Below are 20,725 nucleotides of genomic sequence, written 5' to 3' on the forward strand. Positions count from 1 at the left end.
GACGATCAACACACACCTCAACCCCCGCGAGGACAGAGCATTCGAACGCACAGTGACACACCACCACCGCATACGAATCAACGGCTCGGGACACTAGGAGCGCAGGTAGAGCAGGACGGCCAGAACCCGCCGCGACTGGCCGCCCGTGGTCGGGATGCCGAGCTTGTCGAAGATCGTCGACACGTACTTCTCCACCGCCCGCACCGTGATGACGAGCCGGTCGGCGATGCCCTGGTTCGAGTGGCCGCTGGCCATCAGCTCGAGCACCTGCCGCTCGCGCGGGGTGAGCCGGCCGAGCGGGTCGTCGAGGCGGCGCTTCGACAGCAGCGTCGACACGATCTGCGGGTCGATGGCCGAGCCGCCGCCGGCCACCCGGCGGACCGCGGTGAGGAACTCCTCGACGTCGCTGATGCGGTCCTTGAGCAGGTAGCCGACGCCGTCGGCGGAGTCGGCCAGCAGCTTCATCGCCAGCCCCAGCTCGAGGTACTGCGACAGCACCAGCACCGCCACCGACGGATGGCGTTGGCGGATCTCGATGGCGGCGCGCAGGCCCTCGTCGCGGTGGGTGGGCGGCAGGCGGATGTCGAGGATCGCCACGTCGGGCAGCTCGACGGCCAGCTCCCGGTGCAGGTCGTCGGCGTTGTCGCACCGGGCCACCACCCGGAACCCGCCGTCGGTCAGCAGCCGGGCCAGCCCTTCGCGCAGCAGCACGCTGTCCTCGGCGATGGCCACCCGCATCATTCGCTCTCCCCACACGGGATCTCGGCGCGGACGCGTGTCCCGCGCCCGCGCGGCGTCCACACCCGCAGCTCGCCGCCGAGGGCCTCCACCCGGTCGGCGAGGCCCCGGAGGCCGCTGCCGCGCTCGGTGTCGGCGCCGCCGACACCGTCGTCGACGACCTCGACCACCAGGGCGCCGTCGATCCGTTCCACGTCGACGGAGCACCGGGACGCGTGTGCGTGCTTGCCGATGTTCGCCAGCCCCTCGCAGACCACGTAGTACGCGGCGACCTCCACCGGCTCGGCGAGGCGCCCCTCGACGGAGACGGTGAGCCGCACCGGAACCGCGGCCCGCGCGACGAGCGACTCCAGCGCCACCCCGAGGCCGTGCCCGGTGAGCACGGCGGGGTGCAGGCCGCGGGCGACGTCGCGCAGCTCGTCGAGCGACAGGGCGATCTCCCGTTTCGCCTGCGCGAGCGCGTCGCGGGCCGCCGGGTCGGTGCCGAGCCGCCGCTCCAGCACGCCGAGGTCGAGCGACAACGCGATCAGCCGTTGCTGGGCGCCGTCGTGCAGGTCGCGCTCGAGGCGTTGCCGTTCGCGCTGACCGGCCTCCAGCACCCGGGCGCGCGAGCCGCGCAGCTCCTCCAGCCGTGCGTGCAGGTCGGCCCGCAGCCGGCCGTTGTCGAGCGCGATCGCCGCGGCCGCGCAGACCGCGTCGAGCAGGTCACGCTCGTCGGCCAGCGACCGGTCGTGCACCAGCGCCGCGACCGGCTCCCCGGCGCGCTCGATGACGGTCGCGGTGCGGTCGCCGCCGTCGCCGGGCAGCGTGACCGGGTGGCCGTTCTCGTCGGCCCACGACGCGTACTGCGGAAGCCAGTAGACCAGCGACAGCGACGGGTCGCGCAGCGTGCGGGCCAGCTCGGCGCGCAGGTCGGCGGGGTCGTTGCGCAGCCGCACGAACAGGTTGGCCGCGCCGGCCCGGCCGAGGTGCGTGTCGAGCAGCCCCACCAGGAACGCCACCGGCGCCAGCCCGAGCACGAGCAGGCTCAGCAGCTGGACGACCTGGAAGCCCCGGCTGGGGAACAGCCCCCACAGCAGCAGCACCGCGATCATCAGCAGGCCGACCGCGAACGCGTCGAGGATCAGGGTGGCGGTGCGCCGCCGCGCCCGGCCGGCGGCCAGCCGGCGCCGGACGATGAGCACGAGCCCGCACAGGGCCAGCCCGCTGACGGTCACCAGGATCACCGCGTGCACCGCGTTGCCGAGGTCCGGGCGGTCGACGACCGCGAACGCGTTCCCGGTCCCGAACGCGCCGAGCGACATCACGGTGACCTGGCCGACGACCGTCACCGCGTACCCGGTGACCACGAGCGCGCGGTCGGGGCCGCCGGTGAGCCGTCCGCTCGGGAACGCCAGGAACACGTGCAGGAACAGCACCAGCGGCAGCAGGTCGAACGCCTGCCCGACGGAGTGGACGACCGGGTCGTTGGCGCGGCCCAGGGTGGTCAGCGCCATCCCGAACCCGGCCGCGACCATCAGCAGGCCCAGCCCGCTGCCGGGACGCCGCCACCACGCGACGAGTCCACAGAGGACGTAGATGGAGATCATCCAGGCGAACAGCAGCGCCGGCCGCCAGGGGTCGTCGATGTGGTCGCTGGTGAACGCGAGCGCGATCGAACCGCAGACGGCCGCGACGGCGCAGGCCGCGACGGACACGGCCACCGACCGGGTCAAAGGTAGGCGCCCGGCGTCGGAGTCGGTCATGACCCCTCCCAGCGTCACGCTCACGGTACCGCCGGGAGGGGACATCGCACCGCCCCGTCAGGCCGGGAGCGGCTGGCCGGGGCACAGCCGCGGCGTCGCCGGCAGCACCCCGTGCGCCAGGAACGCGGTGACCGTGTCGTTGCCGCACCGGGAGTTGGTGAGCAGGTAGGCGCCGTGGCCGCCCTGGTCGATGCTGACCATTCCGGCGGCCGACCCGAGCGCGCGCAGCAGGCCCAGCGCACCGACCCACGGGGTGGCCGGGTCACGCAGGTTCTGCACGATGAGGACGTTGCGCCGTCCGCCCGGCGTCACCCGCACCGTCTCCGCCGGCCGGTGCGGCCAGAACGCGCAGGCGTTGACGTTCGACGGCTGGCCCGCGGTCGCGGGGAACAGGCGGCGGTCGACGGCCACGTTGCGCCGGTAGACGTCGAGGTCGCGCGGCCACGCGACGTCGTTGCAGCCGATCACGGCGATGACCGAGCCCTGGTTGTCGGCGGGGATGTCCGGCCACGCCGCGGTCCGCTGTGCCGCGCCCGTGGCCGCCAGGAACTGCCACGTGCCCGCGAGCGTGGGGAAGTTGCTGTCGCGGTAGAGCTGGAAGTGCGTGTAGCCCCGCAGCGTGTTGCCGTTGACCACCGTGCCGTCCGGCAGCGTGACCGGTGTCGCGTCCAGCCGCCGGGTGAGGGAGTCGTAGGTGGCGCGGACCGCCGCCGGCGTGGCGCCGAGCCCGTACGTGGCGTCGCGCGCGGCGACCCAGCCGGTGAAGTCGGGCAGCCGCAGCTCCACCGCCGGACCGAGCAGCCGCTTCTGCTCGTATCCCTGGCGGGCCGGGTCGATGGCGCTGTCGAGCACGAAGCGGTCGGCGCGGCCCGGGAACAGCGCCCGGTAGATCGTGCCGAGCCAGCTGCCGTACGAGTACCCGAGGTAGGAGATCCGCTCCTCCCCCAGCACCGCGCGGATGCGGTCGATGTCGCGCGCCGTGTTGGCCGTGGTGATGTGCGGGAGCGCGTCGCCGACGTGGGAGACGCAGCCGGCGGCGGCCTCGCGGACGGCCGCGATCGTGCGGTCGATGGAGCCGTCCGGATCCGGGTAGTCGAACACGTCCGGCGGGATGTCGGTGGGGACGTGGCAGCTGATCGGCGCGCTGGAGCCGACGCCGCGCGGGTCGAAGCCGATGAGGTCGTAGCGGTCGAGGACGTCGGCCGGCAGCAACGGTCCGAACATCGACGGCATCTCGAGGCTGAGGTCGCCGGGCCCGCCCGGGTTCATCACGAGGACGCCGCGGCGCAGGCCCGGCTTCGCGGTGCGGATCGAGGAGACGACGATGTCGATGCCGGGTCCGCGCGGTGCGCGGTAGTCCAGCGGCACCCGTACGGTGGTGCAGCGCATGCGCGGGTCGAGCGGGACGCCCTGCCGCGAGGGTGGGCACTGCCCCCAGGTGGGGCGCGGTCCGCCGGCCGCGGCGGCCGCCGGCGTCGGTTGCGGCATCAGGGTGACCAGCAGCAGCGCGGCCAGGGTGGCCGGTAACGCGTGACGTCTCAACGCTCTCCTCCTCGAAAAGACGGGTGACGGTCGTGGGCCCGGCCGGCGTCCAGGTGCAGGTGGCCGTCGCTGGCCGCCCGGATCTGCCGGTCGAGGTCCTCGCGCGTGACGAACCCGATCGCGTCGGGGATCTCCGCGGCACGCGGGTCGGCCCGCGCGCCCGTCAGGCCGTTGCGCACCTCGGTGCAGCCGCCGTCGTAGACGAACAGGACACGGCCGTCACCGTCGTAGCGGCGCACGCCGGCGGACCCGGTCTCCGTCTCGCGGGCGGCGCCGACGTCGCAGTCGGGCACGACCTCGACGACGACGGACCCGTCGCGGCCGTACCGGTCGGTGAGGTCGATCCGGGCCCGCCCGTCGACCGCCTCGAAGAGGGTGACGAGCCAGTCGGGCACGTCGTGGGTCAGGCACGGCACCGCCGACGCGGTCGGCACCGACTGGGCGAGCAGGACGTGCATCCCGCTGGGTTGGTCGGGTGGCTGCTGGCACCGCAGCGGACGGGTCGCCGGGTCGGCGCCGTCGGGTCCGAGGTGGACACCGCCGCAGCCGCCGGTGGCCAGCAGCAGCACGGTGACGAGAGCGAGGCGACCGTTCACAATGGACTGTCCAGTAGCTCGATGACGACGGTGGCGGTGACGAGCCCGGCGAGCAGCACCCACACGGTCAACGCGACCCGCTGGACGCTCCACCGCTGGATGTGGACCGGCTCGGGCCGGCTCGGCAGCAGCGCACAGAACTCGGCGTGCAGATCCTTGTGCTGGGCGCGCATCATCGCGCGCAACTGGGAGGGCATCGTGAGACCGCGCGTGGCGGCGAACGCCTCGGTGATCTCCCCCACGGTGAACTTCGCGAGGGCCCGCTCGTAGACGCGGGTGGCGTCGGTGCGCAGCGCGAGGACCAGCATCATGTTCCCGAGGTCGACCGCCTGCCGCCACGGGCTCGGCCGCACCTGGCCGAACGCGGTGTCGATGAGGTGCAGCCGACCGGCGCGCACCATGAGGTTGGCCGGCTTGATGTCGCGGTGCGCGAGACCGGCCTCCCACAGCCGCCGCACGATGTCGAGCCCCTGGTCGATGATGTCGTCGTCGACCTCGGCCTCGCCGATCTCGGTGGCGCCGTCGAACAGCTCGGTGACGAGCAGGTACTCGCGCTCCGGGGTGATCTCGACGATCCCGTACGTGCGCGGCACGGGCAGCCCGGCGTCGCGCATGACCCGCAGCATGTAGTCCTCGTACTGCACGAGCCGCCGCACGGTGTTGAACGCCTTCTCGTCCTCCAACCGTCCATAGAGGAGGGTGCGGCCGAGCTTGTACCACCGGTCGGAACGCATGTGGTTGAGCGCGTAGAGCTTCGCGAACAGGTACGTCTCCGGGTCGCCCTTGACGGTGACCCGCATCGGCGTCGAGCCGCCGGAGCCCGACAGCCCGAACGGCTTGACGTCCTCCGCGACGACGCCGACCTGGTCGTGCAGCGCCCGTTCGATCGCCTCCAGCCGGCGGCCGGTGAGGTCGAGGTGCGCGGTGCGGCCGCGCCGGTAGGTGACCGGGTACACCGCGGTCGGCGTGAACAACCGGAACGCGGCGAGCGGGAACGCGACGCCGAACACGATCCCGTTGAGGATGTCGGTGGGCGCGTCCTGCGCCAGGTACAGCCGCGACACCGCGACCACGCCCAGGACCGCGCCGACGACGAGCTTGCCCAGCTCGCGCGGGCGGCCCGCGGGAACCAACGCGTACAGCACGTTGACGCCCACCGCCGCCAGCACCGCCATCGGGCGCGACGGCATCGCGAAGCCCTCCCAGTCGCCGAGGATCTCCACCCCGACCGGGCGCGGGCGCTGGATCAGGCCCGCCGCGACGTCGGTGACCGCCGAGACCGTGAGCATCGCGCCGATCCAGACGAACAGGTGCCGCCACCGCCGCCACAGCAGCAGGACGACCAGCGCCACCCACCACGCCGCCAGCAGCATGTGCGAGGTCGCGGGCTCACCGGCGACCTTCATCACGGGCGTCAGCCACGGCGTGCGCAGCTCGGTGACCCCCTCCAGGATCCGGTGGTCGACCACCACGAGCCACAGCGCCGCCCGCGGATGGACCGCCACCACGAGCCAGTAGACGATGATGACCGCGGCGACCGCGAGCCAGCCCCAGCCCGACGCGTTGAGCTGGTGCGGCAACGGCGGCGCCTCGCCCGACGGCCGACGACGGGTGCTCTTGCGTACCGGTGTGCTCATGACCGGACCTCCACGCTCGGCACGGGACGCCCCACGAGCCACGTCAGCAGCCCGCCGAGGAGCAGGCCGACGCCCGCGCCGCAGACGACGTCGAGCGGGTTGTGCGCGCCGAGGTACACCCGGGCGACGCTGTTGAGCGCGGCCAGCGTCCACACCGCGACCCGGCCCCGACGGCCGAGGTACGGGGTCAGCAGCGCGGCGATCCCGAACGCGATCACGGCGTGCCCGGACGGGAAGCTCGTACCGGCCGACGGCACGTCGCGCAGGATCGGGTCGGGCTCGGTGCGTCCGGGTCGCTGGCGGTCGACGATCTGCTTCAGGACGCCCTTCTCCGCCAGCAGCTTCAGCGGAACCAGGGCGACCAGCGCCACCGCGAGCCGCCACCGCCGCCACAGCAGGGCCACCGCCGCCACGGCCAGCGGCAGCAGGAGCAGGCCGGCGAGCTGGAACGTCCACATGGGACGCTCGAGCCGGTCGGGCAGTCCGTTGACGCGCGCGAACACCCACCGCTCGGCCGGGCCGACCCGGCCGGTGGCGGCCACCGGCGTCGTCACCGCGACGAGCGTCAGACCGACCGCCGCGAACCACAGCGCGGAGACGGGACGGATCATGGCCGCACCACCGTTCCCGAGTCCGACAGCGGCGGCGCCGAGTCGCGCCACGACCGGTTGCGCCGCCAGTACAGGTAGGTGAGGGCACCGACGCAGATCGGCAGCACGAACGTCAGCAGCCGGTGCAGCAGCACCGCGGCGACCACCCGGGCGTCGTCACCGCCGGCCCCGGTCAGCCCGGCGATCAACGCCAACTCGACGACGCCGACCCCGCCCGGCGTGATCGGGATCGCGGTCACCAGGCGGGCGAACGCGAACACCGCGAGGACCTCGGCCCAGCCGACCGCGGAGTCCGGCACCCCGGTGACGCGCAGCGCCACGAGCAGCACCAGGTACAGGGAGAGGTGGCTGACCAGCGTCGAGGTCGTCAGCGCCAGCCAGCGGTGCCGCACCAGCCCGACCACCCGGCTGCGCCACTTGACGACCGCGAGGTCCCACCCGTGCACCGGACCGCGCCGCGCCAGCCGCAGCAGCGCCGACGCCCAGCGTCCGGCGGTCACCCCGGCCCGCGCCGCGAAGGTCCCGCTGCGCAGCACCAACGCGAACAGCGCGACGGCCGCGACCAGCGCGCCCAGGCCGACGACCGCGGCCGTCGTGCGGCCGGCATCCCGCTCGCCGCGCAACGCGACGATCGCCAGCGCGAACACCGGCATGCCGAGCTTGACGAGGTTGTTCCAGATGCCGGTGACGACGACGAACAGCGTGCCGCGCGAGCGGGAGAAGCCCCACGACGACAGCATCGTGTACGTCAGCCCGACCGCGACCGCGCCGCCGGCCGGCACCGCGTTCGACACGGCGGTCGTCGACTGGGTCAGCACCGCCGCCTGTGGCAGCCGCAGCCCCGGCGTCGCCACCACCACGACGAACCAGTAGGTCAGCAGGTTCCAGACCGCCGCCACCACCAGCACCGCGGTCTCCGCCGGCGTGAGGTCGCGGATCACCGCCGTCACCTCGGACAGGTCGGCGAACTGACGGAGGACGAACCACACGATGACCCCGACGAGCGCGGCCGACACCGCGACCTGCGCGACGCGGCGCACCCGTGGCGTCGTGGCGGTGTCCGTACGTCCCATGGCATCGACGGTCGCCGACGGACGCGGATCCGGTAAGCCGGCCCACCGGCCGGCCCGGGGTACGGGTTTCTGGTGGGTGCCGGGAGAAACCCGAACCCGGCGACACCGGCCTTCCGGCTGGTGCCCCGCCACACCCGGCGGGAGGGTGGTGTCATGAAGAGCCGCGTCATCCAGGACGACCCGGACGACGGCCGGCCGCCGGCCGGGTCGCCGGACGGGCCACCGCCCGCCGTCCCGGCGCCGTCGCGGCGTCGTCGCCTGCGGCGGGTCCTCGCGCGGCTCTTCCGGAGAGATTCTCGGACAAAAAGCCCGTAACGGCACTAACCTGGCGGGATGTTCGCCGACCAGCAGCCGGCCGGACCGGCCCGCATCGCCGCGTGGCTGTTCGTGGTGCCGTCGATGGTCGGGTACGTGCGGCTGCCGTCCGGCGGGAACGCCTACCTGCACACGGGCGAACTGGCCCTGCTCGGCACGCTGCTGCTGGCGCTGCCGGTGCTCGTCGAGCGGGCCCGTGCCGGCACGCTGCCCGCGGGCACGGTGGTCACGCCGGCCGTGGCGGTCCTGCTGCCGGTGCTGTACCTGCTGGTGTGGCCGTGGCTCGGCGGGTCACCGTTCGCGCAGCCGTCGCTGGCGCTCGGCGTCTCGGCGGCCCTGTACGTGATCTGGGCGGTGCTGTACGCGCACCTGTTCCACGACGACGACGTGCTCGTCGACACGTTCCTGCGGATGCTGACCGTCGCGCTGGCGGTCGCCGTCCTCGCGTACCTGGCGCACGTCACGGTCGGCCTGCGGTGGCTGGTGCACACCCAGTACGGCACCCCGCGGCTGCAGGGCACGCTGTCGGAGCCGTCGGGCTGGGGTCCGTTCCTCGGCGCGGCGATCCTGCTCGGCCTCGACCGGCGGCGCTGGTGGCTGGTGGCCGCCGGCGCGGTCGCCGCGCTCATGACCAAGAGCCCGACCACCGTCGCCTGCGTCGGGCTGGCCGTGCCCGCGTACCTGCTGCTGGCCTACCGGTGGCGGGGGCGGCGGGTCGCGGTGGTCACCGCGGTCACCGCCGCCGGCTGGTGGGGGTGGCTGGAGATCGCGTCGGTGCGGGTCACCGACACCGTGTCGACCGGCCTGAAGGACCAGATCGTCGCGCGGCTCGCGTCGGGGATCGCGAACGTGCAGTCCGGGCAGACGCAGGGCCGCAACGACCGCTGGGCCAGCACGCAGGCCATCCTCGACGCGATGACCGCGCACGGCTGGTGGTGGACCGGCATCGGGCCGGGCTCGGAGAGCTACTGGCGCGACACGCTCGGCGGCGTGCTGCCCAACAACCTGCCCGTCTACGTCGCGGGCAGCTTCGGGCTCCCCGGTGTCGCCGCGCTGGCCGCGCTCGTCGTCGTCGCCGTCGTGCGGCTGCGGCGCACCACGCTGTTCCCGCTCGCGCTGCCGTTCGTCGTCGCCGCGCTGGTGAACTCCGCCGGCGGGTGGGAGTCGTACAAGTACGCGGTCGTCGCGATCGCGCTCACGTGCGTCCCCTCACGGCATTACGACAGGACGCGGTGGGTCACCTCGAACGGGAAGTGGAGCCGCACCGACGTCGTGCCGAACGCCGTCGACGCGGAGACGACGTCGGCGAGCTGCCGCGCGAGCCACAACCCGCGCGCGGCGGCGGGCTCGGGCCCCGGCGGCACGTAGCCGGCCAGCGCCGGAAGCGGGCAACCCCCGGCGTCGTCGACCTGCGCGACGAGCGTCTCGCCCTGCCACCAGCCCCGGACCCGCACCGGCGGAAGGCCGTGCACCAGCCCGTTGGCGGCGACCTCGACGAGCGCGACGACCACGTCGCCCGTGGCGGCGTCGGAGAAGCCGCGGCTGCCCGCCCACGACGCCACCGCCCGCGACATGACGCCGAGGTCGTCGGGCGCGGCCACCGTCAGGTCGAGGTCGGCCAACGCCGGTGGCCGGGCCATCGGGACCTCGACGCGGTCGGCCAGGTACTCCGGTGGCCGGACGTGCGCCCGGTTGGCCACGTGGCCGGCGTCGGTGACCTCGTGGTCGTGCACCGTGCGGATGCTGTCGATGATGCCCTCCGGATGCCGGCGCTCGTCCCAGATGCAGATGATCGGGCAGCCGTAGCCCGAGTAGGCGTCGTTGCACATCGCCTCGTAGGACGTGTACGCCGCGGCCCGGTCGAACGGGATCTCCGGGCTCACGCCGGCGGCGAGGTCGGGCTCGGCCACGACCTGCACCGTCCGGCCGACGGCGTGCTGCGCGGCCAGGTAGCGCCGGAACCCCTCGAACGCGAAGCCGAGCCGCTGGTAGAACGACCCGGTGTCACCCCACTCCAGCCGCTCGCTGAGCCCGCCGAGGTCGTCGCGCACCAGCCGCTCGGTGCCGGGGCCGACCACCATCAGCACCGGCGTCTCGCGGTCGAGGCTCTCGTGCAGGGCCGGCACCAGCCGCGACCGCAGGCTCTCGTCGGAGTCGACGATCAGCGCGGCGTGCCGGAACTCCGTCATTCCCCGCCCCGTTCCACGGCTGCGTCTGTGACCACGAGCCCCTCCTCGTCGAGCAGGTCGCTGATCCGCATCACCCGGTACACCGCCGGCGCGCACCGCACGGTGAGGGTCCCGCCGGACGGCCGCGCGTCGAGCACCACGCGCACGCCGGCGGCGCCGAAGTACCGCACGGCGGTGAGATCGAGCGTCCGGACCCCCGCCCCGATCTCGGCGGCCACCCGCTCGCGGAGCATCGACCAGTTACCGATGTCGATGTCACCGACCAGGTGGAGCACCGATCCGTCGCGGTGGACCGAGCACCGGTCGGCGCGAGACGGCTCCCTCACGTCCAGCCCTTCCAGCGTCGACTCCAGGAAACGTCGGACGGCCACCGGGCCGCGACTGACCGTCAGGGTACCGCCGGCGCCGGGCCGCACACCCCGATCGACCGGACGGACGACCACCACCGGGTGAGCACGTGCGTCGATTCACCACCGCAGCGGCAGGGTGGCGACGAACTCCAGCAGGCGGTCGGCGATGACCCGGTCGTCGCCGCGCGCGTTGCGCTCGGCCACCACGCGCTGAGCGGCGTCGGCGAGGGCGGTCGTGCCGTAGACGTACGTCGCGCTGACCACGATCACCGCGTGGCTGCCGCACCGGGCCCGCAGGGTGTCGATGAACCCCTGGAACGCCGTCCAGCGTGACCGACGCACCCGCGCACCCTCGATTCGGGACCTTCGGCCCTGCCCCCGCACGTCCCGCACCGGTGACCGTAGGGCTTCCACGACGAGGGAGGACGGTGGCCGATGCGGGCGGCGGTGCGGGAGAACGCGGTCGAGATCGAGGTGCGGGGCACCCTGGGATCCCAGATCCCACCGATGGCGTCGGCCATGGTGTCGGCCGTGCTCACCCACCACGGCGTGCCCGTCGACGGTGCCCGGGTGCGGCTCGGCGGGTCCCATTGCGGTGGGCCGCTGCTGGTGCAGGTGAATGTCGAGGTCCGCGGCACGGCGGCCCGCGTGCAGGTGGCCGGGCCGACACCGTCGCGTGCGGTCGCCGCGGCGGGAGCCCGGTTGGACGCGCAGCTGCGCCGCCTGGTGGGCCGGTGGGAGCCGTGGCCGTGGCCCGACCCGGACCGCCGCTCGCTGGGTGTGCCGGGCGCCGCCTCCGTGGTCCGCCACAAGGACGTCCACCTGCGGACCGCCCTCCCCTGCCAGGCCGCGACGACGATGCACGCCATGGACTACGACGCCCACCTGTTCCACGACCGCGAGTCCGACGAGGACGCCGTGGTCTACCGCGCCGGCCCTTCCGGCGTGCGGCTGGCCCGCCAGCACACGATGCGCCCGCCGCGTCCGACCGCCACCGCGTTGACCGTCAACCCGCACCGGGTGCCCACGTTGACCGGGGACCAGGCCACGGAGCGGCTGACCGAGGGGTGGCTGCCGTTCCTGTTCTACACCGACCGCCCGACGGGCCGGGGCCACCTGCTGTACCGCCGCTACGACGGCCACCTCGGCCTGGTCACTCCGCGCTGACCCGCGGCCGCTGCGGCCGGACGATCTTTCCCCGGTTCCCGACAGGGGATGTCGGGAACCCCGCCTACGGTGATTCCATGAGTGATGAGACCCCCTGGGAGCCGCCGATCGCCGGTTCCGAGGTCGAGCACCTCCTCGGGACACTTGCGAGGCTCCGCGCCACGTTCCGGTGGAAGGCCGACGACCTCGACGCCACCGGGTTGACCACGCGGGTCGGCGCGTCGACGTTGACCATCGGTGGGCTGCTCAAGCACCTGGCCGTCTGCGAGGACGACTACTTCGGCAGCCGCCTGGGCGGCACGCCGCTCGGCGAGCCGTGGACGTCCATGGGCCTCGACGCCCACGCCGACTGGGACTCGACGTTCGACACCGCCGGCCTGGAACCGAAGGACCTGTACGCGCTGTACGACGACGCGGTCGGGCGGTCGCGGGAGCGGCTCGCCGCGGCGCTCGCCCACGGCGGGCTCGACCAGCCGGCCCACCTGACCTGGCCCGACGGCCAGCAGCCGAGCGTGCGCCGGCTCGTGTTCGACATGATCGAGGAGTACGGCCGGCACACCGGGCACGCCGACCTGCTGCGCGAGGCAGTCGACGGCCGCGTCGGCGAGGACCCGCCATCGGGCTGGCGTCCGGTCTCCTAGTGTCCCGAGTCGCAGGTTCGCGCGCAGTCATGGATTCGACAAAGCCGACATTTTAGTCAGGCCCGCCACTGTCCGTCATCGCACATCCGCCCACCAGGTCCGCGCCGGCCGCCTTGATCGTTATTCGAGGAACGAACGTGAAGTCCCACTGCAGTTCCGTTCCTCAAACAACGATCAACAGATACTCCGACCCCAGCAGAGACCGAGCGTCCGAACGCACAGTGACACACCACGACCGCATACGAATCAACGACCCAGCACACTGGTTAGAAGGTCTTCTCCCCGGCCAGGGTGGCGTCGAGCCAGCGCTCGTACCAGGCCAGGAAGTCGGCGTCGTCGGTGCGGGTGCCGTCCTCGGTGACGCGTCCGCGGTCGGGGCCGCTCGTCGCGAGCCGCGCGTAGTGGCCGCAGCCCTGGTGGCTCAGCGTCAGCGTTCCGGAGGGTGCCGGTCCGTCGAGCGGCTCGAGGCCGTAGTACGGGCCGGCGCCCGGCGAACCGCCGGGTCCGCCGTGGCCGAGGCGCGTGAGGAAGGCGCGGTAGTCGGCCGGCAGCGGGACCGCGTGAGCGCGCTCGAAGTCGGCCACCGCGTCCTCCGGCAGCGGTGGCCCGAGCCAGAAGTGGTGCGAGTCGGCCCCGAACATGACCGGACCGTCCAGTTCCCGGGCGCGGTCGAGCTTCCCGGCCACCCGCGCCAGGCGCACCGACAGCTCGTCGGTGCCGGTCAGGGCCGGCCGCGCGGCGCGGTCGTGGATCCACCAGACGGTGGGCACCGGTTCCCCGCCGTCCCACACGTCGGCGGCGAAGGTGTCGGGCGACAGGCCCACCACCCGCGACAGCTCCGCGTCGCCGGCGCCGACGACCGGGGTCAGGTCGAGGTCCAGCCACGCGGTCGGCTCCAGGTCGGCGGAGCACAGCAGGAGGCCGGACCCGAACGTCCGCAGCAGCACGCGCCCACCGTCGAGGAAGCATCCGCACTCGTCGAACCGGGCGCCGACCCGGTCCGGGGCGAGGCACGCCACCGGGTGCCGGTCGGGCCACGACACCACCGACACGTCGCGGGTCCTGGCGTGCGGCAGGAGCAGCAGCCGGTCGCCGGCCGGCGGGAACCCGCCCGCGTACACGTCGGTCCCGATCCGCTCGACCGCGAGCGTCCCGACGGCGACCCGCACGACGAACAGCGCCGAGCCGTCGTCGCCCAGCCCCGCGTCGAGCACCACCGATCCGTCGTGGGGGTGCGGCGTCAGGGTCACGACGGGCCGGTCGACGCCGAGCGGCGACCGGTCGAGCACGCGCCCGGTCGCCGTGTCGGCCAGCGTCACCGCGTGGCCGCCGCGCGACGGCGCGGTGAGCAGCAGGAGGCCGCCCGCGACGAAATGGGCCGCGTCGGCCCCGGCGACCCCGACGGTCGCGGACCGGCCCTCGGCGCCCAGTACGTGCACGGCGCTGTCGTCGGTGACCGCGATCAGGTCGCCGGACGGTGCGACGGCGAGCAGGTCCATCGTCAGCGGGACGCCCATCGGCAGGATGCGCCGGTGGTGCAGCCGCCCGTCGAGCTCGTCGACGGTGCCGTGCCGCAGGCGGTGACGGCGGGCCGGGCCGGCCACCACCGGCACCAGGTCGGCGTCGAGGTCCAGGCCCCGGTGGACGGTCAGCAGCTCCGCGGCGATCCTACGCAACGAGCCGGCCCTCTCCCCGTCCCGACAGGGAGCTCTCCGACAGCGACCGGCGGCCGCGCACGAGCCGCACCACCCGCACCACGGCGAGCACCAGCACCGACGCGGCGAGCGCGAGCAGTGCGCCGAGGATGCCCCACGGCGAGCCGTACCCGGCCGGCGCGGCGCCGGCGGCTCCCGCGGCCCCGGTGCCCTCCGGTGCCGGTGCGGCGGTCGGGCTCGGCGGGGTGCGGCGTTCCGCCATCTCCTCGGGGGTCACCAGGTGGCCGACGCGCGCCGCCGGTGGCACGGCGAAGGCCCAGTCGAGCAGCATCGAGGCCTGCTTCCACGTGCGTCCGAACGGTGCGATCTCCGCGCCCATCAGCGTGACCACCAGGCGGCGCCCGTTGCGCTGCGCCGCGCCGACGTAGGTGTGCCGGGCCTCGTCGGTGAACCCGGTCTTGCCACCCAGCGCGCCCGGGTAGTTGCGCAGCAGCATGTTCTCGTTCTGGATCTGGAAGCCCTTCGGGTCGCGGGGCGGCTGCGCCGGCCACTGCATCGAGGCCAGCGTGTCGTACCGGACGAAGTCGGCCCGGTTGAAGTCGACGCGGGCGATCAGGGCCAGGTCGTAGGCGCTGGTGTACTGGTCGGGCTCGTCGAGCCCGTGCGGGTTCGAGGCGTGGGTGTCCTCGGCGCCGAGCCGGTACGCCTCGGCGTTCATCGCGGCGACGGTGGCCGCGATGCCACCCGCCCCACCGGCGACCCGGGCCAGCGCGTTCGCGGTGTCGTTGCCCGACTGCAGGAGCAGGCCGTACCACAGCGTCGACACCGGGTACCGGCCGCCGACCAGCAGGCCCACCGCCGAGCTGTCCGACGGCAGCGCGACGTCCTCCGCGGTCGCCTCGACCACCTGGTCGGCCGGGAGCAGCGGGAGCGCGGTCGCCGCCAGCAGGAGCTTCTGGACGCTCGCCGGGCGGCGCCGCACGTGCGCGCCGCAAGCGGCGACCACGTCGCCGCTGTCGAGGTCGGCGACCACCCACGTGGTGGCCGCGACCTCCGGTGGGGCCGGTGTGCCGGGTGGGAGCGCGAGGCCCGCGTCGCCCAGCCGGTCGCCGCCGATGACCGGGCCGCCCGGGTCACGGATCGTCGAGGGCGGGGTGGGCGGCAGCGCCGCCAGCGACCGGTACGGGCACGGGACCACCGCCGCCGCGGGCTCGGCGGCGCTCGTCGCGACAGGCCCGGCGGCGGGCAGCGGTGCCGGTACCACGACCGTCACCACCGCCAGCGCCGCCCAGGCCCATCTGCCCACAGCGGCGAGGCTATCGGGACGAACGCCCCGATGTGTACTGATCGGCGTGGTCCGGGGTGAGCCGGCGGCGCCGGGTGGGCAGCCCGAGCATCGGGTGCTCGACGCCCCAGGCCGCGCCCTTGCAGACCAGCTCCTTGTAGACGGCGGCCACGCGCCCGGTCAGCACCGCGGGCTTCGCCCGGTCGTCGGCGGTGACGTACTGGATCAGCCCGTCGCGGCGTCCCAGCGAGACGCACTGGTTGAAGTACCGCAGGGGCGCGTGCGGCAGCGTCCCGCCGGTGAGCCGGGCCGCGATCGCGTCGGCGGCCTGCCACGCCATCGGGGTACCCGACGCGCACGACATGCGCAGCGGGCGCTCACCCGGTCCCATCGCGAAGGCCGCGTCCCCGACGGCATACACCTCCGGGTGGGACACCGAGCGCATCGTGCCGTCGACCACGATCCGGCCGGTGTCGGTGACCTCCAACGCGGTCGCCGCCGCGACCGGGTGCACCGCGAACCCGGTGGTCCACACGGTGACCGCGGCCGGTATGACCGTCCCGTCGGCGGTGACCACGCGGTCGGCCTCCACGGCGGTGACCGCCGTGTGCTCGTGCACGGTGATCCCGAGCCCGTCGCACACCCTCCGCACGTGGGCGCGGCCCTTCGGCGAGAGCCAGTCGCCGAGGCTGTCACGGGCGACGAGGCCGACCCGGAGGTCCGGGCGGGCCTCGGCGATCTCGGTCGCGGCCTCGATGCCGGTGAGTCCCCCACCGACGACGACCACCGTCCCGTTCCGGTCGAGCCCGGCCAACCTGTCGCGGAGCCGCAGCGCGCCGGGGCGGCTGGCGAGCTCGTAGGCGTGCTCGGGCCTGTCGTCCGCGGAGCGGCTGCCGAGGGCGTAGACGAGCGTGTCGTAGGTCAGCTCGTCGCCGGCTGTGGTCGTCACGACCCGGCGGTCGACGTCGACGGCCGCGACCGTCGCGACCTTCAGGTCGACGCCCAGCTTCCGCAGGGGCCGCGGCTTCAGGGACTGTCCGGTCGCCACCTGGTGCATGCGGACGCGTTCGACGAAGTCGGGCTCGGCGTTGACCAGCGTGATGGCGACCTCGTCGCGGTGCAGCCGGCGGGCGAGGCGACCGGCGGCGATGGCTCCGGCGTACCCGGCGCCGAGGACGACGATGCGGTGCTGCATGTCCGTGCTCCTGTCCTGGTCGGTTGTCGCCCCTTGAACCGGGCGGCCCGCCGTTCCCTGACAGTGGTGCGGTGTGAGGCCGGTCACCAGGCCGCGGTGACCACCGGTCCGCCGTGGTCGGTGGCCTTCCAGACCGCTGTCGCGCGCTCGAGCTTGTCGGGGTTGACCTGGTTGCGCACGGCGACGACACCCTCGTCGGCCACCTCGAGGCACATGATCCCGAAGACGCGGCCGCCGACGACCACGACGGCGGCCGGTTCGCCGTTGGCGGTCCAGGCGAAGATCTCGGCGTCGCCGCCCAGCAGGGCCCGCTTGGCCGGACTCGGCCGCAACATCCCCCAGAGGAACTTCGCGACCGCGACCGCGCCCTCGAACGCCTTGACCCGGGCGGGGACCTTGCCGCCGCCGTCGCCGACCGACACCGCGTCGGCGGCGAGCAGGCGCACGAGCGGCCCGGTGTCGCCGCTGGTGGCGGCCGCCAGGAACTCCTCGACCAGCCGCCGGGCCTGCCCGGCGTCGACGTCCCTGCGCCCCGCGCGGCCGACGTGCTCCTTGGCCCGGTGGAGGTGCTGCTGGCTGGCCGCCTCGGAGATGTCGAGGATCCCGGCGATCTCGCGGTGCGGGTAGTCGAACGCCTCGCGCAGCACGTACACGGCCCGCTCGGCGGGGGTGAGGCGCTCCATGAGCGTGAGCACCGCGTACGAGACCGACTCCCGCTGCTCGGCGGTCTCGGCCGGCCCGAGCATGGGGTCGCCGGCGAGCAGCGGTTCGGGCAGCCACCGGCCGACGTAGGTCTCGCGGCGGGCGCGGGCCGAGGTCAGCTGGTTCAGGCACAGGTTCGTCAGGACCCTGGTCAGCCACGCCTCGAGCACCTCGATACGGCCGGCGTCGGCGGCCTGCCAGCGGAGGAACGTCTCCTGGACGGCGTCCTCGGCCTCACCGGCGGAGCCGAGGAGCCGGTAGGCGATGGCCTCCAGCCGCGGGCGGGCCGCCTCGAACCGATCGACGTCCCCCGCGCTCAGCCCCATGCCCCCGATGCTAGGCCGCCACCCCGCGCCCGCCCGCCCCCGCGGCGCCCCCGGCGGGCCGGCCCCGCGCCCCGCGGCGCCCCGGCCCCGCGCCCCGCGCCCCGCGGTGCCCCGGTGCGTTCCATGCCGCGCCGATCTTGCAGGTCTGGCCGCACCTATGTCAGGCTATGTCCGGCTTTATCGGGGGCCACAACTGCAAGATCGGCGCATCCTGGCGCGGGGCGCGGGGCGGGGGACGGGGACGGGGACGGGCGGGGCTACGCGGCGATCACCAGCGGGACCGTCGCGGTGTTCTGCGCCGGGGCGGCCTCAGGCTGGCCGTTCGCGCCCCACCGCATCTCGACCCGCACGGTGACCGTCTCGGCCACCGGCAGCGCCGGCGGCGTGTACGAGAAGATCAACGTGAACGTGCGCGTCTCACCGGCCGCGAACCAGGTCGGCTGCCCGGGCACCATGCAGCTGCCGGCGCAGACCGCCGACGGCTCGGTGTGGACGAACCCGCCGCCGGGCGGGGTGGTCGTCCACACCGCGGCGTAGTCGTTCGGGATGTCGGCGCCGGCCCGCACGGTCACCGGAATCCGCACCTCGTACCCGTCGGCCGCCTGCTGGACGACCGCCGGTCCGGCCGTCACCCGGGTACGCGCCTCGGTGCTCGGCGCGTACGGACGCGGGTTGCGGATCGACCCGGTCGTCCCCCGCAGGATGCCGGCGTACCGGTCCGACGCGGCGCCGGGGCTTCCCGGGTCGCCGGGCGTGACCGTGATCGCCGCCTCCGCCGTCACGCGGGCGCGCACCGCGGGAGCGGCGAACGCCCCGAACGTCAGGGTGTACGTGACGCGGGCTCCCGCCTCCACCGGCGCGAAGAACGTGCAGCCGATGTCGTCGGCGCCGAACAGGCAGACGCCCGCGCCGTTGCTGGTCTCGAACTTGAGCCCGGCCGGCAGCCCGAGCCGCACGCTGACGTGGTCGGCCGCCGTGCCACCGACGTTGCGCACCGTGACCCGCAGGTCGCCGGTGTACCGCACCCCGTCGTGGCCGAGCACCAACGGCGCCGTGTCGACCACCAGCCGCGCCGGACCGGCCGCGGCCGCCGCGGTGGCGCCGGAGCCCACCACCGCCACGGTCATCGCACCGACGGCGAGCAGCCGCCACCCTCCCCCGCTGAACAGACCCATGTCACTCCCATCGTGTCGGGGTTCATCGATGTGACAAACACGCCTGACCCCGGGAGCCGGTTTCACGCCCGACTGTCAGCTGGCCGACAGTCCCCATCCCGGTGCGAACGCGGGCACGCCGGACGGCGCTACGGCGCCTCGGACGACGCGAGCAGCGCCCGCCCCAACGCGTACGCCTCGGTGAGGTCGTCGCCCGTGTACGAGGCCGCCGCCAGGTCCGACACGTGCGCGTCGGCGTTGATGGCCACCGTGGCGGCCAGGTGGCGGAACAACGGCGCGTCGGACATCGAGTCTCCGTAGGCGACGCAGTGGGTGCGGTCGATGCCGTACCGGGTGCGTAGATCCTCGACGATGCGGACCTTGTCGTGCGGGGTCAGGATCGCCTCCGGGTCGACCGGCGCGGTGAACGGGGGTGCCGGGAACCGGGACGCCACCACGGTGTCGAAGCCCCACGCGGTCAGCCGCACGGCGAAGAAGTCGGGCGACATCGTCACGACCGCCGACCGCTCGCCCCGCCGCCGGATGTCGGCGCACACGTCGGCGACGCCGGTCATCCACGGGCTGCCGTCGAACGCGGCGGCGACGGTCGCCGGCGTCAGACCGGTCCACATCGCGTGGACCGCCGCCGCGAACGCGCGCCCGTCGACCTCGCCGGCGACGAACCGCGCCTCCAACGCGAGCAAATCCGCCTCCCCGCCGTGCACCGACGCGATCCGCAGCGGCGCCGACGTTCCCCGCAGCAGCGTGCCATCCATGTCGAAGACGTGCAGCACCGTCACCGGCCCAGTATCCCTACCGGCGCTCGCGCCGCCGGTCCCAGTGGACGCGCCACACGTCGATGCCCGACAGGTCGGGTCGCCGGGCCTCCAGGTGGTCGCGGAGCCCGCGCAGGGCCGGGTGACGGTTGTCCGCTCGCCAGACCAGCGACATCGGGTAGACCGGTGCCGGGTCGCGCACCGGGATGCGGCGCAGGTCGTAGCTGTCCGGCCACAGGTAGCGGGAGCCCTCGCCGACGAGGGTCGCCAGCTCGGCGGAGTCGGCGATCTCGTCCATCAGGGCCTCGTTGCCGAAGACGGGACCGACGACGTCGATCGTGAGCCCCAGCGCCGCCGACAGCTCGGCGTAGTAGTCGGCCCACTCGGTGCCGGCCTCCATGCCCGGCATCCAGATCCGGTGCCCCACAAGGCGGGCGGGCGAGACGACCGGTGCGTTCGCCAGCTGATGCCGCGGGCCCACGAGGAGCTGGTGCAGCTCGTCGATGACGCGGGCGGTGCGGATCTGTGCCGGCAGCCGGCCGGCGGGCACGGCGTGGAACGTCGCGTCGACGGTCCCCGCCTCGACGGCCTCGATCGCCGACCCGACGTCGCCGGTGAGCGTGACCACGTCGAGGTCGACCTCGGGGTGCGCGCGGTGGAAGTCGTGCAGCAGCACCGCCGACGCGACCCGCCGGCTGACCACGTCGACACGCAGCGCCCGCCGCCCGGGCCGCACCGACGCGTCGGCGCGCTCGGCCACCCGCAGCAGCTCCCGGGCGTGCGGCAGGAACGCCTGCCCGTCGACGGTGAGCCGCACCCCGCGGGGCGTGCGCGTGAACAGCCGCACCTCGAGGTGCCGCTCCAGCGCGGCGATGCGCTTGGACACCGCCTGCTGCGTCACCGACAGCGCGACCGCCGCCTCCTGCAGCTGCCCGGAGTCGGCGGCGGTGACGAACGTGCGCACGGCGTCGAGGTCCACGCACGCACCCTAGTAGCACAACCAACGGTTGTGGCACGCCGGCCATCCC

The 20,725-nt window shown here is 74.2% G+C and carries 19 protein-coding genes; 2 read left to right on the forward strand and 17 right to left on the reverse strand.

Going from position 1 to position 20,725, the window contains the following annotated elements; genetic code table 11:
* Nucleotides 1–93: 93 nt before the first annotated feature.
* The 10 genes from Voc01_RS42215 to Voc01_RS42260 all read right to left on the reverse strand — a co-directional run bounded on the left by Voc01_RS42215 (nucleotide 94) and on the right by Voc01_RS42260 (nucleotide 11,138).
* Complete coding sequence (locus tag Voc01_RS42215; protein WP_203933395.1) at nucleotides 94–738, reverse strand: response regulator transcription factor; 645 nt, start codon at nucleotides 736–738, stop codon at nucleotides 94–96.
* A complete protein-coding gene (locus Voc01_RS42220) occupies nucleotides 738–2,483 on the reverse strand; it encodes a sensor histidine kinase (protein ID WP_203933354.1) in 1,746 nt (581 codons plus the stop codon). The genes Voc01_RS42215 and Voc01_RS42220 overlap by 1 nt, the downstream gene beginning before the upstream one ends.
* Before the next feature lie 57 nt (nucleotides 2,484–2,540).
* Complete coding sequence (locus tag Voc01_RS42225; RefSeq protein WP_203933355.1) at nucleotides 2,541–4,025, reverse strand: alpha/beta hydrolase; 1,485 nt, start codon at nucleotides 4,023–4,025, stop codon at nucleotides 2,541–2,543.
* Nucleotides 4,022–4,621, reverse strand: a complete 600-nt coding sequence (locus Voc01_RS42230; RefSeq protein ID WP_203933356.1) for a hypothetical protein — start codon at nucleotides 4,619–4,621, stop codon at nucleotides 4,022–4,024. Before Voc01_RS42230 ends, Voc01_RS42225 begins: the two co-directional genes overlap by 4 nt.
* Nucleotides 4,618–6,258 (reverse strand): hypothetical protein, encoded by a 1,641-nt coding sequence (locus tag Voc01_RS42235; protein WP_203933357.1) that lies wholly within the window; start codon nucleotides 6,256–6,258, stop codon nucleotides 4,618–4,620. The genes Voc01_RS42230 and Voc01_RS42235 overlap by 4 nt, the downstream gene beginning before the upstream one ends.
* On the reverse strand, nucleotides 6,255–6,869 hold the full coding sequence (locus Voc01_RS42240) for a phosphatase PAP2 family protein (protein WP_203933358.1): 615 nt from the start codon (nucleotides 6,867–6,869) through the stop codon (nucleotides 6,255–6,257). The genes Voc01_RS42235 and Voc01_RS42240 overlap by 4 nt, the downstream gene beginning before the upstream one ends.
* Nucleotides 6,866–7,942: a lysylphosphatidylglycerol synthase transmembrane domain-containing protein gene (locus Voc01_RS42245; protein WP_203933359.1), complete on the reverse strand. Its 1,077-nt coding sequence runs from the start codon at nucleotides 7,940–7,942 to the stop codon at nucleotides 6,866–6,868. Before Voc01_RS42245 ends, Voc01_RS42240 begins: the two co-directional genes overlap by 4 nt.
* Before the next feature lie 1,532 nt (nucleotides 7,943–9,474).
* Entirely contained in the window at nucleotides 9,475–10,446 is a 972-nt protein-coding gene (locus Voc01_RS42250; RefSeq protein WP_203933360.1) for an MEDS domain-containing protein, read from the reverse strand.
* Nucleotides 10,443–10,772, reverse strand: a complete 330-nt coding sequence (locus tag Voc01_RS42255) for an STAS domain-containing protein (RefSeq protein WP_203933361.1) — start codon at nucleotides 10,770–10,772, stop codon at nucleotides 10,443–10,445. Before Voc01_RS42255 ends, Voc01_RS42250 begins: the two co-directional genes overlap by 4 nt.
* A 141-nt stretch (nucleotides 10,773–10,913) precedes the next feature.
* Entirely contained in the window at nucleotides 10,914–11,138 is a 225-nt protein-coding gene (locus Voc01_RS42260) for a hypothetical protein (protein WP_203933362.1), read from the reverse strand.
* Nucleotides 11,139–11,231: 93 nt separating this feature from the next.
* Here Voc01_RS42260 and Voc01_RS42265 point away from each other — a divergent pair, with 93 nt between their 5' ends.
* Both Voc01_RS42265 and Voc01_RS42270 read left to right on the forward strand, forming a co-directional pair.
* Entirely contained in the window at nucleotides 11,232–11,963 is a 732-nt protein-coding gene (locus Voc01_RS42265; protein ID WP_203933363.1) for a sigma 54 modulation/S30EA ribosomal C-terminal domain-containing protein, read from the forward strand.
* Between the two features lie 77 nt (nucleotides 11,964–12,040).
* Nucleotides 12,041–12,604: a mycothiol transferase gene (locus Voc01_RS42270; RefSeq protein WP_203933364.1), complete on the forward strand. Its 564-nt coding sequence runs from the start codon at nucleotides 12,041–12,043 to the stop codon at nucleotides 12,602–12,604.
* Between the two features lie 266 nt (nucleotides 12,605–12,870).
* On the opposite strand, the gene Voc01_RS42275 is transcribed toward Voc01_RS42270, so the two are convergent.
* The 7 genes from Voc01_RS42275 to Voc01_RS42305 all read right to left on the reverse strand — a co-directional run bounded on the left by Voc01_RS42275 (nucleotide 12,871) and on the right by Voc01_RS42305 (nucleotide 20,676).
* Nucleotides 12,871–14,280, reverse strand: coding sequence for an SMI1/KNR4 family protein (locus tag Voc01_RS42275; RefSeq protein ID WP_203933365.1), 1,410 nt, complete (start codon nucleotides 14,278–14,280; stop codon nucleotides 12,871–12,873).
* Entirely contained in the window at nucleotides 14,273–15,565 is a 1,293-nt protein-coding gene (locus Voc01_RS42280) for a D-alanyl-D-alanine carboxypeptidase family protein (RefSeq protein ID WP_239160889.1), read from the reverse strand. Before Voc01_RS42280 ends, Voc01_RS42275 begins: the two co-directional genes overlap by 8 nt.
* Nucleotides 15,566–15,575: 10 nt before the next feature.
* Nucleotides 15,576–16,739, reverse strand: a complete 1,164-nt coding sequence (locus tag Voc01_RS42285; protein ID WP_203933366.1) for an NAD(P)/FAD-dependent oxidoreductase — start codon at nucleotides 16,737–16,739, stop codon at nucleotides 15,576–15,578.
* An 83-nt stretch (nucleotides 16,740–16,822) separates the two neighbouring features.
* Nucleotides 16,823–17,767: an RNA polymerase sigma factor SigJ gene (gene sigJ, locus Voc01_RS42290; protein WP_203933367.1), complete on the reverse strand. Its 945-nt coding sequence runs from the start codon at nucleotides 17,765–17,767 to the stop codon at nucleotides 16,823–16,825.
* A gap of 257 nt (nucleotides 17,768–18,024) precedes the next feature.
* A complete protein-coding gene (locus tag Voc01_RS42295) occupies nucleotides 18,025–18,942 on the reverse strand; it encodes a hypothetical protein (protein ID WP_203933368.1) in 918 nt (305 codons plus the stop codon).
* 128 nt (nucleotides 18,943–19,070) lie between these two features.
* Nucleotides 19,071–19,721 (reverse strand): HAD family hydrolase, encoded by a 651-nt coding sequence (locus tag Voc01_RS42300; protein WP_203933369.1) that lies wholly within the window; start codon nucleotides 19,719–19,721, stop codon nucleotides 19,071–19,073.
* Nucleotides 19,722–19,734: 13 nt separating this feature from the next.
* Entirely contained in the window at nucleotides 19,735–20,676 is a 942-nt protein-coding gene (locus tag Voc01_RS42305; protein WP_203933370.1) for a LysR family transcriptional regulator, read from the reverse strand.
* Between the last annotated feature and the right edge of the window lie 49 nt (nucleotides 20,677–20,725).

The organism is Virgisporangium ochraceum (assembly GCF_016863655.1).
Taxonomy (GTDB): Bacteria; Actinomycetota; Actinomycetes; order Mycobacteriales; family Micromonosporaceae; genus Virgisporangium; species Virgisporangium ochraceum.

What these genes read in the sequence shown, in the direction of transcription:
- Voc01_RS42250 (WP_203933360.1), bottom strand. Translation starts at nt 10,446, where the DNA reads ATGACGGAGTTCCGGCACGCCGCGCTGATCGTCGACTCCGACGAGAGC.
- Voc01_RS42295 (WP_203933368.1), bottom strand. Translation starts at nt 18,942, where the DNA reads ATGGGTCTGTTCAGCGGGGGAGGGTGGCGGCTGCTCGCCGTCGGTGCG.
- Voc01_RS42245 (WP_203933359.1), bottom strand. Translation starts at nt 7,942, where the DNA reads ATGGGACGTACGGACACCGCCACGACGCCACGGGTGCGCCGCGTCGCG.
- Voc01_RS42215 (WP_203933395.1), bottom strand. Translation starts at nt 738, where the DNA reads ATGCGGGTGGCCATCGCCGAGGACAGCGTGCTGCTGCGCGAAGGGCTG.
- Voc01_RS42220 (WP_203933354.1), bottom strand. Translation starts at nt 2,483, where the DNA reads ATGACCGACTCCGACGCCGGGCGCCTACCTTTGACCCGGTCGGTGGCC.
- Voc01_RS42265 (WP_203933363.1), top strand. Translation starts at nt 11,232, where the DNA reads ATGCGGGCGGCGGTGCGGGAGAACGCGGTCGAGATCGAGGTGCGGGGC.
- Voc01_RS42270 (WP_203933364.1), top strand. Translation starts at nt 12,041, where the DNA reads ATGAGTGATGAGACCCCCTGGGAGCCGCCGATCGCCGGTTCCGAGGTC.
- Voc01_RS42240 (WP_203933358.1), bottom strand. Translation starts at nt 6,869, where the DNA reads ATGATCCGTCCCGTCTCCGCGCTGTGGTTCGCGGCGGTCGGTCTGACG.
- Voc01_RS42285 (WP_203933366.1), bottom strand. Translation starts at nt 16,739, where the DNA reads ATGCAGCACCGCATCGTCGTCCTCGGCGCCGGGTACGCCGGAGCCATC.
- Voc01_RS42235 (WP_203933357.1), bottom strand. Translation starts at nt 6,258, where the DNA reads ATGAGCACACCGGTACGCAAGAGCACCCGTCGTCGGCCGTCGGGCGAG.
- sigJ (WP_203933367.1), bottom strand. Translation starts at nt 17,767, where the DNA reads ATGGGGCTGAGCGCGGGGGACGTCGATCGGTTCGAGGCGGCCCGCCCG.